Origin of the sequence: Algoriphagus limi, from assembly GCF_024919275.1 — a bacterium.
Classification (GTDB): domain Bacteria; phylum Bacteroidota; class Bacteroidia; order Cytophagales; family Cyclobacteriaceae; genus Algoriphagus; species Algoriphagus limi.
In genome coordinates, this window is sequence record NZ_JANWGH010000001.1 from 572,561 (window position 1) to 588,144 (window position 15,584).

Annotated in this window: 15 protein-coding genes; 9 read left to right on the forward strand and 6 right to left on the reverse strand. The window is 39.9% G+C overall.

Features of this window, described 5'->3' with window-relative positions:
* Nucleotides 1–398: 398 nt before the first annotated feature.
* Nucleotides 399–833 (reverse strand): hypothetical protein, encoded by a 435-nt coding sequence (locus NY014_RS02430; RefSeq protein WP_259412943.1) that lies wholly within the window; start codon nt 831–833, stop codon nt 399–401.
* Between the two features lie 332 nt (nt 834–1,165).
* Here NY014_RS02430 and NY014_RS02435 point away from each other — a divergent pair, with 332 nt between their 5' ends.
* From NY014_RS02435 to NY014_RS02455, 5 genes are all read left to right on the forward strand, one after another.
* Complete coding sequence (locus tag NY014_RS02435; protein ID WP_259412944.1) at nt 1,166–1,798, forward strand: NUDIX hydrolase; 633 nt, start codon at nt 1,166–1,168, stop codon at nt 1,796–1,798.
* A gap of 61 nt (nt 1,799–1,859) precedes the next feature.
* The gene (locus NY014_RS02440) at nt 1,860–3,113 is read left to right on the forward strand and encodes a DUF819 family protein (RefSeq protein ID WP_259412945.1); all 1,254 of its coding nucleotides are present in this window, start codon (nt 1,860–1,862) and stop codon (nt 3,111–3,113) included.
* A 15-nt stretch (nt 3,114–3,128) separates the two neighbouring features.
* The gene (locus NY014_RS02445; RefSeq protein WP_259412946.1) at nt 3,129–3,380 is read left to right on the forward strand and encodes a (2Fe-2S) ferredoxin domain-containing protein; all 252 of its coding nucleotides are present in this window, start codon (nt 3,129–3,131) and stop codon (nt 3,378–3,380) included.
* A gap of 212 nt (nt 3,381–3,592) precedes the next feature.
* Nucleotides 3,593–4,618 carry a hypothetical protein gene (locus NY014_RS02450; RefSeq protein WP_259412947.1) on the forward strand — a complete coding sequence of 342 codons (1,026 nt, stop codon included), beginning with the start codon at nt 3,593–3,595 and terminating at the stop codon, nt 4,616–4,618.
* Between the two features lie 180 nt (nt 4,619–4,798).
* Nucleotides 4,799–5,551, forward strand: coding sequence for an SDR family NAD(P)-dependent oxidoreductase (locus NY014_RS02455; RefSeq protein WP_259412948.1), 753 nt, complete (start codon nt 4,799–4,801; stop codon nt 5,549–5,551).
* Nucleotides 5,552–5,636: 85 nt separating this feature from the next.
* On the opposite strand, the gene NY014_RS02460 is transcribed toward NY014_RS02455, so the two are convergent.
* Genes NY014_RS02460 through NY014_RS02480 form a run of 5 tightly spaced genes read right to left on the reverse strand, consistent with a single transcriptional unit; the run spans nt 5,637 to nt 8,504 of the window.
* Nucleotides 5,637–5,831 (reverse strand): cold-shock protein, encoded by a 195-nt coding sequence (locus NY014_RS02460; protein WP_024282374.1) that lies wholly within the window; start codon nt 5,829–5,831, stop codon nt 5,637–5,639.
* A 41-nt stretch (nt 5,832–5,872) separates the two neighbouring features.
* Nucleotides 5,873–6,067, reverse strand: coding sequence for a cold-shock protein (locus NY014_RS02465; protein ID WP_202615317.1), 195 nt, complete (start codon nt 6,065–6,067; stop codon nt 5,873–5,875).
* 4 nt (nt 6,068–6,071) lie between these two features.
* Entirely contained in the window at nt 6,072–6,317 is a 246-nt protein-coding gene (locus NY014_RS02470) for a cold-shock protein (protein ID WP_135070220.1), read from the reverse strand.
* 10 nt (nt 6,318–6,327) lie between these two features.
* Entirely contained in the window at nt 6,328–7,524 is a 1,197-nt protein-coding gene (locus NY014_RS02475; RefSeq protein WP_259412949.1) for a DEAD/DEAH box helicase, read from the reverse strand.
* Nucleotides 7,525–7,526: 2 nt separating this feature from the next.
* Nucleotides 7,527–8,504: a fatty acid desaturase family protein gene (locus tag NY014_RS02480; RefSeq protein WP_259412950.1), complete on the reverse strand. Its 978-nt coding sequence runs from the start codon at nt 8,502–8,504 to the stop codon at nt 7,527–7,529.
* A gap of 640 nt (nt 8,505–9,144) precedes the next feature.
* Between NY014_RS02480 and NY014_RS02485 the strand changes: the two genes are divergently transcribed.
* The 4 genes from NY014_RS02485 to NY014_RS02500 all read left to right on the forward strand — a co-directional run bounded on the left by NY014_RS02485 (nt 9,145) and on the right by NY014_RS02500 (nt 15,492).
* On the forward strand, nt 9,145–9,564 hold the full coding sequence (locus NY014_RS02485) for a hypothetical protein (RefSeq protein ID WP_259412951.1): 420 nt from the start codon (nt 9,145–9,147) through the stop codon (nt 9,562–9,564).
* Nucleotides 9,565–9,677: 113 nt separating this feature from the next.
* Nucleotides 9,678–10,766, forward strand: a complete 1,089-nt coding sequence (locus NY014_RS02490) for an efflux RND transporter periplasmic adaptor subunit (RefSeq protein WP_259412952.1) — start codon at nt 9,678–9,680, stop codon at nt 10,764–10,766.
* 27 nt (nt 10,767–10,793) lie between these two features.
* Nucleotides 10,794–14,048: an efflux RND transporter permease subunit gene (locus NY014_RS02495; RefSeq protein ID WP_259412953.1), complete on the forward strand. Its 3,255-nt coding sequence runs from the start codon at nt 10,794–10,796 to the stop codon at nt 14,046–14,048.
* Entirely contained in the window at nt 14,038–15,492 is a 1,455-nt protein-coding gene (locus NY014_RS02500; RefSeq protein ID WP_259412954.1) for a TolC family protein, read from the forward strand. The genes NY014_RS02495 and NY014_RS02500 overlap by 11 nt, the downstream gene beginning before the upstream one ends.
* The last annotated feature ends 92 nt before the right edge of the window (nt 15,493–15,584 follow it).

Sequence of the window (15,584 nt, forward strand, 5' to 3'; positions counted from 1 at the left end):
ATCAGGATGTCAAATTTTGATGGGGTAGGAATAGAGAGGAAAAATCATGCACACGATTGCATAAAATTGCTGCTCTTTTTCAGTGAAAACTTTTTTCAAAAAAGTAAAAAATAATTTTCCCTCTTTAGGCTTGATTTTAAACGATTTAAATCAAAAAAACGGCGGAAAATAAAATTTTGAAAATCTTTCGCAATCGATTGTTTGGAGTAATAGAAAACATTTTCTACTTTTCGCCAGTATTCATAATCGAATATCTACAATAGGTTTAATAGGTTTGAGAGCAGGAAAAGGTCGGGTCAATAGCCCGACCTTTTTTATTACCAAATTCCCATATCTTCCTCTCTTAAAAATGGGTGCATTTTCCTTAAAATTTAGCCATTTCATTCGATCATATTACTTTATAATACGGGGCCCATACTTAGATCAATTGTTGACATATAAATTATAAATCCAATCAAAACAGTAGCAGGAATTCCTATGGAAATAAAATAGTTTGTTCGAAAAACCTTTAACGTTTCCACCTGATCCATAGGAATCTCAAATGGTGTTTTGATAATATTTTGCTTTTTCTCTGAGGCTGTTTGAATCACATTCGTATAAATTGTTTCTCTTGTATGAGATAAATACTCCAAATCATATTCCTCCCCATCTTGTAAAAAGACTTTTATTCTCTCATTTGCTTTTACTTGGTCTAATTGCAAATCCAGTTTTTCTTGTTGACTTAAGCTTTTTTGAGATTCACTGGTACTATTTCCCAGGGACTGATAAGTCTTACAAGCTTGAAAATGTCCGAAAAGCATAAGTGCTAGGATGATTTTTAGGAAAGTTTTCATCTTTTTCCGGTATAATGTTTAGTCTCCCATCTACATAGAATTTTTAAGGAAAAGAATGGATATGTAGCTATTCAAATTTTCCCAACCGGCTCCAGCTTTTTTATGGATTTTGGCTATCTATTAATCCATAGTGTTTCATTTGTTTGGATTAAGTATTCAAAAATTTCAGATCAAATCATATGATATGGAATACGTTGTAAGGTGATTAAAATCAGAGTTTTAAGTTTATGTTATTCCTTTTGACCACTAATCAAACCCAAATAAAAATTTTGAAAAATTTGGATGTTTTTTGAGGTGAAACTTTATTGAGAAATTATTCGACTTACTATTTAATGACCCACTCTGAAATCGTCAATTTTCTTCAAGATCGCTTGGCAAGCGAACTTCCAGGTCAAGTGGCTCATTTAGAAATGGCACCCCAGCCAGTGGACATGAGACGTTTTCAACCTAAGGTTCCGGAAAGTCATCGTAAAGGAGCGGTTCTCTTGCTGCTTTATCCCACAGAGGAAGGAGTGATGTTTCCATTGATCAAGCGACCTGTTTATCCCGGCGTGCATAGTGGTCAAATTGCCCTTCCTGGTGGAAAAATGGATGAAGAAGATGAGAATATCATCTATACAGCTTTGCGTGAGGCAGAAGAGGAAGTAGCTGTAAATAAAGGAAAGATCGAAATTTTGGGGCAATTGAGTGATTTATATATCCCAACCTCCAATTTCCTGGTGACTCCAGTATTAGGAAGCATTTCTGAAATACCAGATTTTGTTCCTGAGGAACGGGAAGTTGATTCCATTTTACCAACCGGATTGGATTTACTCTTGGAGCCAACTCGGAGGAAAAGGACCCTTCTCAAACTCGACAACAACCTTAATTTGGATACACCTTATTTTGATTTGCATGGGGAGATTGTTTGGGGAGCGACTGCTATGATATTAAGTGAGTTGTCCCACTTGCTTCAAAGAGCTTGATTTTTTGTGTTGGGCTTTTGCCCAATTGTTGGTATTGTTGCAAGGAGATCAACTTGGAATTATGGAATCAACGCAACCCCTTATTACCAATGATGCCATCGTGTTTGGGCTTTTACTGGCAATTTTAGCACTTGTTTTTAGCACTGCTTCCAGTAAGAATAAGTTCTTTCAGAAGTTTTATCGGGTGGTTCCTACAGTTTTACTATGCTATTTCATTCCTGCGGTTTTCAATTCCTTGGGAATCATTTCAGGAGAATCTTCCCGCTTATATTTTGTAGCAAGTCGCTATTTGCTTCCAGCATCCCTCGTTTTGTTTACCCTTAGCATTGATCTCAAAGGGATTCTAAAATTGGGTCCAAAGGCATTAACCATGTTTTTGGCTGGTACCTTGGGAATTATGTTGGGAGGACCGATGGCTTTGTTTACCGTTGGACTGATTCAACCCGATGTTTTAGGAGGAAGTGGGCCAATGGAAATTTGGCGTGGATTGGCCACAATTGCAGGTTCTTGGATCGGGGGAGGAGCAAATCAGACGGCTATGTTGGAAGTGTTTGAAGCGGACGCAGACTTGTTTGCTCAAATGATTGCGGTGGATGTTTTGGTTGCCAATTTATGGATGGCCTTTTTACTGTATTGGGCAGCCAAACCAGAAAAGCTGGATAAATTATTCAAAGCTGATACTTCCGCCATCTATGAACTTCGGGATAAAATTGCTGATTTTCGATCTAAAATCATGCGGATTCCCACACTCTCGGATAGTATGGTGATCTTGGGAGTTGCTTTTGGAATAACCGGTATTTCCCATTTGATAGCGGATACATTAGCTCCTTTCATCGGGGAAAATTATCCTCAATTGAAGGATTACTCTTTGGATTCCACTTTTTTCTGGATTGTTGTGGTTGCTACCACGGCAGGTTTGGGTTTGTCTTTCACCAAGGCTAGAAACTTGGAGGGAGCGGGAGCCTCCCGGTTTGGATCTGTCTTTTTATACATTTTGGTTGCCACCATTGGAATGCAGATGGATCTGGGAGCTGTGCTAGATAATCCCATTCTCTTCGTCATCGGTATATTGTGGATGTTCTTCCATATCCTGATTATGTTGTTGGTAGCTTGGATTATCAAAGCTCCTTTCTTCTATGTAGCTGTGGGATCCCAGGCAAATGTCGGCGGGGCTGCATCAGCACCAATTGTGGCAGGAGCATTTGATGCTTCTTTAGCTCCTGTGGGAGTTTTGCTAGCTGTGCTTGGGTATGCAGTAGGAACCTATGGGGCCTATCTATGTGGCTTAATGATGCAGGCTGTTTCAGGTATGTAATTCAAAAGGTTTGCAATGAGACATAAGCGGGAATTGGTATTTATCTGTACAGGTTCTGATTGTAAAAAAGCAGGGGCTAAGTCTATCAAAAAACAACTTAAAGAGGATTTAAAATCCGGTCCATTAAAAGGTCATTGTAAACTGATCCAAACCAAATGCATGGATTTTTGTAAATCTGCTCCTGTAGTTATTGTGGGTGATCATTTTTGTAAAAAAACCGATTCGGAGAAAGTTCTAAGCATACTTTCCAAAGGAACCCAAAAGTAAGAAGCTTCTAAGCTTTTCAATTTAAAGAAACCCTGTTTTCTTTTTCTCTTTATTTAAAGGAATCCCTATAAACTTCATAAACTATAGTAATAGAAAAATACGTCATTTGACGTATAGTTAGTTGATATGCTTGTATCATAATTTTAGGTCAAAAAATAAGAATCAAAACCTATCTTTTTATTTCCTAATCAGTCAAACAAATCAACTTACTTATGAAAAGAATAATGCTAATCGCAGTAACTGGGTTACTTTTTTCAACCCACCTGCAAGCCCAGGTTTCATTTTATGGAATTGGGGAAAAAGGGTATTACAACAAAACGATTAAGGGTGCTGAGGGCTTTGTTTTGCCTCAGATGAGCCTAAATTTTGAAACTTTTGTAGAGACAGGTGTTGTCGTTCAAGAAAGTGGCTTAAGTAGAGCAACAAATAATTTTTCTGCAATGAGCAAAGGCGGCAGCTACGTCGGTCAGACCGGTTCTGCAAAGGCCACAACGATTCTTGATGCAGGATTGGAATTGGCGGATTTTCAGGAACTGGCCAATGACTTTCAAAAAATCATGGAAGAAGAGATTGCAAATGCAGGTTTTAAAGTAGTATCTCTTCCAGATGCACGAGCTATGGAATCTTTTGGAAAGATTGCTGAGCGTTATGATGCGAAAGCTGAACGCAAAGAAGGAAAAACTAAAGAAGAGGATATAGGAGTAGGTACGATTCAGGTTTTTCCTGATGGAAGCATTTTCATATTTAATGATAAATCCGTGGCACGGGGTGGAGGCGTAGCATTCGTGGGTATGATGAAGAAATTCTACGGTGAGACAGATGCTGTGATATTACTTCAAAACATTGACATTGATTTTTCAACAGTTGAATTAAAGGTAGGTCTCGAGGCAGGGGTGAAAAGAAAAGTGACTTCAGCGGATGTTCAAGTCTTCCCAAAAATGAGGATTTCAAAAGCAACTTTTGATTTCATTGGAAAAATTGGCTCTCCAAATAATGTCTCAGCTAACTTAGAGGGTGATTTTGTTTCCGAAAAACCATACAAGGCCCGTATTTATCAGGACAAAACAAAAAGCGATAGTTTCATTAAAAAGTTTTTTGCTGTTAATCCCCCAAATATTGATTTCGATCCTTTTATAGTTGAAATGACAAAAGAAGATTACATAGCAGCAGCAAGGGATTTATTCCGTGATTATGCGAAAGAGTTTGCCAAGGTTTTGGTAGTTGGGGTAAACAAGTAAAAATGATTGAATCAGGAAGCCGGAGATAATTTTTCTCCGGTTTTTTTGTTTCCTGATTTTTGTCAGAAACATCAAAAAATAGATGAAAATCGAGTCCATATTTTTTTAAAATCCGTTTTTTAAAAGAGGAGTGATATCTCTCATTTAGTTTGATTTTCAACTATTTAAAAACAAGAAATCATGAAAACTTTAGAAAATAAAGTCGCTATTATTACAGGTGCAGCATCAGGGATTGGAAAAGCAGCCGCATTTTTATTTGCCAAAGAAGGAGCTAAAGTGGTGGTTTCGGATATCGATGAAAAGCAAGGCAAGGAAGTGGTAGAAGATATTAAAAAGGATGGAGGAGATGCCTATTTTTTCAAGGCGGATACGTCCAAACCTGAGGAAAATGAAGCGCTGGTAGCTGCTACGGTAAAAAAATATGGAAAGCTCGATATTGCAGTTAATAATGCCGGTATTGGTGGACCTTTAGCTGAAACGGAGGATTATCCCTTGGATGGATGGCAAAAGGTAATTTCGGTGAACCTATCTGGTGTCTTTTACGGAATGCATTACCAACTAGCAGCCATGGAAAAAAATGGAGGAGGAGTAATCGTGAATATTGCTTCTATTTTGGGTATGGTTGGTACTCGAATGTCTCCCGCTTATGTATCAGCAAAACATGGTGTTGTTGGTCTGACAAAAGCCACAGCCTTGGAATACGCAGCAAAAAATATACGAGTGAATTCCATTGGTCCGGGTTATATTTTGACTCCATTACTTACCAATAATCTAGATGCAGAAACTTTAAAATCAGTGGAAGCATTGCATCCAATTGGAAGGCTGGGAGAAGCTGAAGAAGTTGCAGAATTGATTTTGTGGTTGAGTTCGCCTAAGTCTTCCTTTGTGACTGGTTCTTATTATCCAATTGATGGTGGTTATTTGGCTCAGTAAAGAGACTTGAGTTTTATGAGGTTCGGAAAACAAAAAAGGTGGAATTGTAAAATTCCACCTTTTAATTTTTAAAGCTAGGTAGCTTTTATCCTACAACCTTCACATTCACTGCGTTGATTCCTTTTTTTCCTTGTACGGTATCATAAGTGACTTTGTCATTTTCTCTGATTTCATGTACAAGACCGCTGATATGGACAAAAACGTCCTCGCTATTATCCGCTGGAGTGATGAATCCAAAGCCTTTAGATTCATTAAAGAATTTTACTGTTCCTTCGTTCATGATTTTTTGATTTAAATACTTTTTAAAGATGGTTGATCGTATTAGCCAATGACTTTTACGTTTACCGCATTGATTCCTTTTTTACCTTGAACTAGATCAAAAGTAACTCGGTCATTTTGACGGATTTCGTCAACGAGTCCGCTGAAATGCACGAATACATCTTCGCTCTTGTCAGATGGGGTAATGAAACCAAAACCTTTGGTGTCATTAAAGAATTTTACTGTTCCTTCATTCATAATTTTACTTGTTTTGTGCAGCACCTTTGCTGTATGATTTGTTTTGATTTAATTGTTTTTTTGGTGTGGGTGGCTCAGGAGGAGAGTCGGAAAAGTTTCCGAATTCGTCTACATAAACCATCATATTTTCAAGACTTCCATCTTTAGGTTGGGCTTTTCTTTCAAGCTTTTTCTCGAATTTTTCCTTTTTCTTTCTCTGCTTGAGCTGGGCTTTTTGTTTTTTGATAAATGAGTTTTGGTTTTTTGACATAAAGAGATGTTCAATTTATAAAGGTGATTGCTCGGCCTGTTTTTCCAGCCCGCCCAGTTCGGCCGATTCGGTGGATATATGAATCCATCGTCATGGGCAGTTGATAGTTGATGACATGACTTACATCTGCGACATCAATTCCCCTCGCGGCGACATCCGTCGCTACAAGTACCCGAATGGTTCCTAATTTGAAATCATTCAGCATTTTATTTCTGAAATTTTGAGATTTATTCCCATGAATCTGTCCGGAAGGAATCCCATTTTGATTGAGTTTTTTAGACAGTCGATCAGCAAGGCGTTTGGTCTCAGTGAAAAGGATAACCTTCTTCAGAGCTCCATCCTGAAACAAGTCCTGCAACATCAAAAACTTATCTTTTCCTTCAGGAACTCGAATGGTTTCCTGTTCTATATGCTCATTCGCAACAGTACCGGAATCCACATGAATTTCTTGAGGATTATCCAATAATTCATCAATCAGTTTTTGCTGGGCTTTGTCTAAGGTTGCTGAAAAAAGAAGCGTTTGCTCCCTTGAACCGATTAGTGAAACCAAGCGCTTGACATCGTGGATAAATCCCATGTCTAGCATTCGGTCAAATTCATCCAAAACAAGTGTCTTAACCTGGTTTAAATGAAGTGCCTTTTGATTTGATAAGTCTAAAAGCCTTCCAGGTGTACCTATGATTACATGAGGCTTTTGTGCCAAATGCTTGAAATCAGAATTGATATTTGTTCCTCCAATAAAGGTTGCGCATCGAAGATTCATTCCTAAGGTTAATCCCCGAAACTCATCTCCAATTTGTAAGGCCAATTCCCTTGTAGGTGCAACGATCAAAATGGAAGATGCTAAGGGTCTCTCCAAAAGCTGAGTGATAATCGGTATCAAAAATGCAGCTGTCTTTCCAGAGCCTGTTCTAGCAATGGCAAGCATATCTCTTCCATCTAACAACACAGGAATTGCCTGTTCTTGAATAGGGGTAAGATACTCATAGCCTTTCTTTTGAATATTTACTTGAAGCTTTGAATGAAGTTCAAGGTCATCGAATCGTGTCTCAGTTTTTGAGTTTGAATTAATAGGAGTTGCTTTGGCCTTTTTGACCAAAAGACTGGGATCCAAAGAAGAGACAGGTTTTCGTTTCGTTTGTTGTCTTTCTGAAGATGTATGGTTGTCCCGACGATTGGGACGAGTATTTTTTCTAAATGTGTTCATAATTAAAATGATTTGCTTTTCACAGGGACAGTTTCTAATGTTCCCAAGTGGTGAAGCATTTGAAAATGGGCTTTTAGGGCCTCCAAAAATGTTTTTTTAGAATAGTAAGGCAGTTGAAATTCAGCTGCAGTTTTTCTGACAATAGGAGCGATGTTTCGATAGTGGACATGACAGATATCCGGAAACAAATGATGCTCGATTTGATAATTTAAGCCTCCAATCATCCAAGAAAAGATTCGGCTTTTTGGGGAGTAATTACAAGTGGTGACCAATTGATGGACAAGCCGTTCTCCCTCGACAATTCCTTGTTCGTCCATTTGCGGAAATACCACATCAGGCATAATATGAGCCGTCTGAAAGACTAAGGAGATACAAAGTCCAGTCACGAAATGTAGGGAAAGGAAGGCTAATAGAATTTCCCAAATCCCAAAAGGAGAGAAAATTAACGGTAGTCCTAGGGTAAAGGTGAAATAGACTACTTTCCAAGCTAAAATCTTAAGAAAGGTATTTCTATAGCTATTTTTTCCTTTGATAAGCCCCATTTTATGGTAGCGATCCAGGCGGATAAAATCTTTGGTAGTCACCCAAGAAAGCGTGGATAATCCATAAAAGAACCAGGTATACCAATGCTGGTAGGGATGTAGTCGATTTTTCTTGGCATGAGGAGAAAACCTCAGAAATGCAGGTGGTACATTGATGTCATCATCTCCTTCGTGAATATTTGTGAAGCTATGATGAAGCACATTGTGCTGAACTCGCCACATAGTGGCATTGGCTCCTACCATGTTCAAAGTATATCCTAAAAGTTTGTTGATTTTAGGATTGGAAGAATAGGTTCCATGAATGGCATCATGCATGATTCCCATCCCGATTCCGGCCATTCCAAATCCACTAAGGATGAATGCAGCAAAAAGCTGCCAGGTATGGGTAAGCCAACCGGAACTGACTAGTAAAACTGGCACAAAATAGATAGACAGCATGAAAATGGTCTTGAGGACCATCTCTGCATTTCCGAATTTACTTTGTTGGGTAGATTTGAAATAGGAATTGACGCGACTGCGTAGGGTAATTGAGAAATCAGAAAGAGCTGATTCCGAAAATCGAATGGCTTTAATAAGAAGGGTTGTTAATTAAAATAAGAATGGTACTCAAGATGTTGTTAAATCAAACTGCGGCATTCAATTCGTCGCTGGATCTAATCCAGAATTGGAATTAAAAAGTAGAAGAAAAGAATTGAAACCGTGGGAAATAACTCTTGATTTGCTACTTGTGGCAGGGAAATTACCGATGCTATAAGATAGAAAGATGTGCCTTACTTTTAAGATTTTGCATTTCTATCGTTACAAAGGTACGGAAACATTCGGGCTTTATACTATCCGTGTCTTTTTATTTTCAAAAGTTTAGGTCATTTGGTTTGATAATGAATGAAGGAATCTCAGTCATCTTGTTTAAAATGGTGATTTTGAGCTAAAAATGATTCTGAAAAGTTCTCTAAAATATTTTTCAGAAATTGAAACTTTTATCCTCGATTTCCATTTTTGAATCAAATTGGTGTATTCTTTGCCGGTTTGAAAAAAATTCTTTTTGATATATGAAAAATATTCAAATACCTTTGTAACGATGTGTAAAAAATCCTACAGGGTTATTGGACTGATGACAGTGATCTCCTCACTGCTTCTGACTTTTTTCGTCCCAGGACTGTCTTCTGGGTTGCAGCTCTCCAACTATATCCAGCAGGATCAAGAAAAAGTAGCTTCTTTTGATGCTTCTGATGAGTCTACCATCGTTTTCAACAGCTCTGATGAGCTAAAATCTCAAGCAAATCTTCTCTTTTCTGTAGAACCAGAGGGCTTAGAGCAGGTCGAGGAAAGTTTCCTTGATTTGGATTCAGAACTCAAGCTAGCAATTTCAGCTATTTGGTTTTGCCTTTTGGCAATAAGCCTTGGAAAAGATCAGACGCGTTTTCTACGTTTCTACAAAAACTTCTTCAAACCGATTCCAAATCGGTTACACATCTACCACTGCGTTTATCGTATTTAGGATTTTTTGATTGGGCTTTAAAAGGCCATGGTATGGGTTCCCGAGCAAGTATGCCTATCGACGCTCAGGTTCCGATTTAATTTCTTTTTACCTACAATTCAAAATTCATAAATATGAAAACTAACAGGAATATTCTGTTCCTAGCAGTGGGCTGTGCGATGTTTTTGGCATCCTGCGGTTCATCACATAATACACATGAAGAAACTGCCACATTCAAAGTTTCTCAACCTATTAAACAAGACACAGTCTTGATCAAAGAATATGTGAGTCAAATCCGGGCCATTCAACACATTGAATTGCGGGCCTTGGAGAAAGGGTACCTTCAGAAAATCTTTGTGGATGAGGGGCAACATGTCAAAAAAGGACAACTTCTCTTTCAAATTCAGCCAACGATCTATCAGGCTGAATTTCAAAAGGCAAAATCTGAGGTGGAATTTGCGCGGGTGGAATATGAAAACACTAAAGCGCTAGCGGACAAAAATATCGTTTCCCAAAACGAGGTTGCTTTAGCCAAAGCACAATTGGAGAAAGCGAAAGCGGAAATGGCTTTAGCCGAAACTCATTTAAGCTTCACTGAGCTTCGGGCTCCTTTCGATGGAATTGTTGGAAAATTCGAGGAAGTGCGTTTGGGAAGTTTATTGGATGAGGGGGAATTGTTAACTACGCTTTCTGATAACAGTAAAATGTGGGTATACTTCAACGTTCCAGAAGCGGAATACTTGGATTATGCCATGACCGAAAAGGATACAGCGGAAATGGTTCAATTGCGATTAGCTAATAATCGGGTTTTCCCTGAATCGGGTATAATCGAAACCATAGAATCCGACTTTAACAATGCGACTGGTAACATTGCTTTTCGTGCTACCTTTTCCAATCCTAATGGTTTGTTGCGACATGGTCAAACGGGAAATATCTTATGGCCAAAGCCATTGGATGAGGTGACCATGATTCCACAGAAAGCCACTTTTGAGGTATTAGACAAGAAGTTTGTCTATCTAGTGGATGATGAAGGCAATGTAAAGTCACAAGAGATCAAAATTGAGGGAGAACTCAACCACGTATATCTGGTAAGTGCTGGGCTGACGCCGCAGGACAAGTTTCTTTTGGAAGGCCTGAGAAAGGTGCAAAATGGCGGAAAAATTCACTTTGAATTGATTAAGCCGAAGGAAGTATTTGAGGGATTGCATCTGCATGCCGAATAAGTCCATTCACCTTAAAATCCGAAAGAAATGTTTAAAGATATTTTAAGAAGGCCTGTATTGGCTATTGTGGTCTCCTTCATGATTGTGTTTGTGGGATTGCTTGCCATTACCCAATTGCCTATTTCGCAGTTTCCAGAAATTGCACCTACCACGGTCAATATTTTCGTGGCCTATCCGGGTTCTAGTGCAGATGTGTTGACCAAGTCAACTTTGATTCCTTTGGAAACCTCAATCAACGGGGTGCAAGGAATGCGATACATAGCTTCTGATGCGACTAGTGCCGGTGAGGGTACAATTCGAGTGGTATTCGAACCGGGTACTGATCCAAACCAGGCAGTGGTTCGGGTAAAGACTCGAGTCGATCAAGTCATGCCAAACTTACCTCCTTTGGTACAAAGAGAAGGTGTGATTATTACTCCTGTTCAGCCAAGTATGCTCTTGTATGTTGATATCTACGGCGAAGAGGGGGCAGATATTGATGAGAAATTCCTTTACAATTATGCCTATACCCGGATTATCCCGGAATTGCAGCGAATAGATGGGATTGCACAAGCTCAGATTCTAGGATCTCGAAAATTCGCTATGCGTGTATGGCTAAAATTAGACCGTATGCGTGCCTACAAGATTTCCGCCGAGGAAGTGCTAGAGGCTATGGAAGAGCAAAGTGTGATTGCTCGTCCGGGTCGATTGGGGCAAAGCTCCGGAAAGCAGGCTCAATCTGTTGAGTATGTATTGACTTATCAGGATCGATTCAATGAGCCAGAACAATATGAAAATATCATCATCCGAAGTAATGAGGAAGGTGAGCTAATCAAATTGAAGGATATAGCCGAAGTAGAATTGGGAAGTGAATTCTTTGATATTTATTCCAATTTGGACGGACGGCCTTCATCCTCTATGGTGCTGAAGCAGACACCTGATAGTAATGGTAGCGAGGTAATCGCACAGGTAAAGGAAAAACTCAAGGAATTGGAAGTTGACTTTCCTGAAGGTGTGCATTACGAATATAGCTACGACGTATCCAAATTCTTGGATGCTTCTATTGAGCAGGTAGTTCATACCATTCGAGATGCTTTTATCCTCGTAGCCTTGGTGGTGTTCCTTTTCTTGGGTGATTGGCGGTCAACATTGATTCCCATCATCGCTGTACCGGTTTCTTTGATTGGAGCATTTTTCGTCTTGCAGCTTTTTGGCTTATCCATGAACCTGATTACGCTTTTCGCTTTGGTATTGGCGATTGGGGTGGTAGTGGATGATGCGATAGTGGTGGTAGAAGCTGTTCACGCCAAAATGGAGGAAGACCCACATTTGACTCCTTACAAAGCCACACAAAAAGCTTTGGGTGAATTGAGTGGTGCGATCATCGCGATTACACTTGTAATGACTTCGGTTTTCGTGCCGATTGCTTTTATGAGTGGTCCGGTTGGGGTTTTCTATCGTCAATTCTCCATCACCATGGCGAGTTCTATCATTATTTCCGGAATTGTCGCCTTGACCTTGACTCCGGTATTGTGTGCGATGATTTTGAGAAATCATCATGGTAAACGAAAGAGATCCCTTTTCGATCGATTCATCGACGGATTCAATAGGCTTTTTGAAAGATTTACAGGGCACTATATCAAGGTGTTGAATGTGATTGTTGCTCGACGAATTGTAACCTTTGGAATCTTAGGGATTTTCATCGCAGGAATTATCTACACCAACAAGATCCTTCCTTCCGGTTTTGTGCCTAACGAAGATCAGGGTACTATCTATGCAATCATTCAAACACCTCCAGGATCGACCTTAGAATTGACCAATAAGGTTGCTCAGGAATTGCAGCAAATTGCAGAAGAAGTGGAAGGAATTGAATCCGTGACCTCTTTGGCTGGATATGAAATCATGACTGAGGGTCGGGGTTCTAATGCGGGTACCTGTTTGATCAACCTTAAACCTTGGTCAGAGCGCGAGAAAAGCGTTCATGAAATCATGGAAGAACTAGAAGAGGAAACCAAGGATTTGGGAGCGGTAGTGGAATATTTTGAGCCACCTGCAGTTCCAGGTTTTGGTTCCTCAGGTGGTTTTTCACTCCGTTTATTGGATAAAACAGGTGGTGATACAGACTACGATGAATTTGATAAAATCAACCAGGAGTTTCTAGCTGCTCTTCGAGAGCGGAAAGAGCTCAAAGGTTTATTTACCTTCTTCGCTGCCAATTACCCTCAATACCATTTGGAGATAGATAATCAGGCTGCTATGCAAAAAGGGGTAACCATTGGAAAAGCCATGGAGAACCTCAACATACTTATTGGTAGTACCTATGAGCAAGGTTTTATCCGCTTTGGTCGATTCTTCAAGGTTTATACCCAAGCTGCACCCGAATTCAGAAGATATCCATCCGATTTGACGGATTTGTTTGTGAAAAATGAAGAGGGAGAAATGGTTCCTTATTCATCTTTCATGAAGGTGAACAAAACTCAGGGACCCAATGAAATTACCCGATACAACCTTTTCAATTCAGCTGCCATTCGTGGATTGCCTGCTGAAGGTTTTACCACAGGTGATGCAATTCAGGCAATTCGGGAAGTAGCCGCAGAGACTCTTCCTAAAGGTTATGACATTGCTTGGGAGGATTTGTCTTTTGATGAATCAAGACGTGGAAATGAGGCCATCTATATTTTCGCCGTGGTGGTGCTCTTTGTGTATCTGGTTTTGGCTGCCCAGTATGAAAGTTTTGTATTGCCGTTGGCGGTACTTCTTTCTCTGCCTATCGGGATCTTCGGGTCATTCGCAATGCTCAAACTCATGGGCTTGGCCAATGACGTTTATGCGCAGATAGGTATGATTATGTTGATTGGTTTGCTGGGTAAAAACGCCGTGTTAATTGTGGAATTTGGGGTGCAGCGTCACCGCGAAGGAGCTACAGTTTTAGCAGCAGCTATCGAAGGAGCCAAGATGCGTTTCCGACCAATTTTGATGACCTCCTTTGCCTTCATCGCTGGTTTGATCCCATTGGTTATTGCACATGGTGCGGGAGCTGTTGGTAATAAAACCATCGGTTCATCTGCCATGGGAGGGATGTTCTTAGGGACAATGATTGGGGTCTTGGTGATTCCGGGTCTCTATTACTTCTTTGGAAGTATGATTGAAGGAAAGAGTTTATTGCAAAACGAGGCTGATTCTTCGCTTTCTGAAGCATTTGTTGAAGAGGGTCAAAATAGAGCTTCGCTTCTGAAAAAGATCGGTAAACTCAGTGTATTACTTCAGGCCGCAAAACGAAACAATAGAAACAATGACAAGTAATCGTATAAAATTCTATACAGGGATTTCCTTGGTCATGATGGTTGGTTTTTGGGGCTGTAAATCCCAGGAAATCAACTTCAGAGAACCATCTGCGAACCTTCCCGAACTATTTGATAAGCAATTGGAGGATACTACTTCCTTTGCTTCAGTAGATTGGCGAGCCTATTTCGAAGATGAGCATTTGAATGCTTTGATCGATTCGGCTTTGCTGAATAATCAGGAACTGAATATTGTCTTGCAAGAGATTGAAATCAGTAAAAATGAAGTTCTCGAGAAGACCGGTGAATATCAACCCTTCGTGAATTTAGGCTTGGGGGCAGGAGCTGAAAAGCCCGGAAGATTTACTCGGGATGGTGCTGTGGAACATAATTTGGAAATCAAAGAAGGGAAAGAATTCCCTGAACCTCTGGGTGACTTTGTGCTGGGAGCCACTGCTTCTTGGGAAGTGGATATTTGGCGAAGACTTCGGAATGCTAAGGATGTAGCCCAACTTCGCTATTTGGCACAAACAGAAGGAAAAAACTTCTTGGTTACTCAGTTGATTTCCGAGATTGCTGAATCCTATTATGAATTGATGGCTTTGGATAATTTGTTGGAAATCATCAATCAAAACCTAGAAATTCAAAAGGATGCTTTAGAAAAAGCCCGTCAGTTGAAAGAGTATGCAAAAGCCAATCAATTGGTGGTGAATAGATTTGAAGCACAATATCTAAATACTCAAAATCAGCAATTTGCGATTCGCCAGAAATTGGTAGAGACTGAAAACAGGCTTTACTTCCTAACGGGTGCATACCCTTCGAGAATCCCTCGAAATTCGGATAGAATGATGGAGATCCAATTGGATAGCCTTCAATCTGGTATCCCTGCCCAATTGCTGGAAAACCGTCCGGATATTCGTCGGGCTGAATTGGAAATGGCAGCTGCTAAACTAGATGTGAAATCTGCCAAAGCAAATTTCTACCCTCGCTTGGATTTACGGGCAGGTATTGGTTATCAGGCCTTCAATCCTTCTTACCTTTTCAATCCCGAATCGTTGATTTTCAATGCAGCTGGAGATTTGATGGCCCCTCTGATTAATAGAAAGGCTATTCAAGCTCAGTATAATATGGCTACTGCTCAGCAGATACAGTCCGTGATTGAATATGAGCAAACCTTGCTTCAAGCCTATACAGATGTGTTGAATCAGTTTGCCAAGTTGGATAATTACACCCAAAGCCTTGATACAAAATCCCAAGAAGTGGATGTACTGAGGCAATCAATTGATGTAGCCAACAGTTTGTTTCAGTTTGCCAAAGCCGACTATGTGGAAGTCTTACTGACACAGGAGGAAGCTCTTGATGCTGAGATGGAACTTGTTGAAATCAAATTGAAGCAGCTTCACGCTAAAGTACAAATCTACAGAGCCTTAGGAGGTGGATGGGATAAAAATGCCATAGTTGAGTGATAGGTAAAAAGATAGGCTTTTGAACGGAAACCATCCGGCTTTTGGCTGGATGGTTTTTTGTTTATTCAATGACTCTCTTTAAAAATATTCTC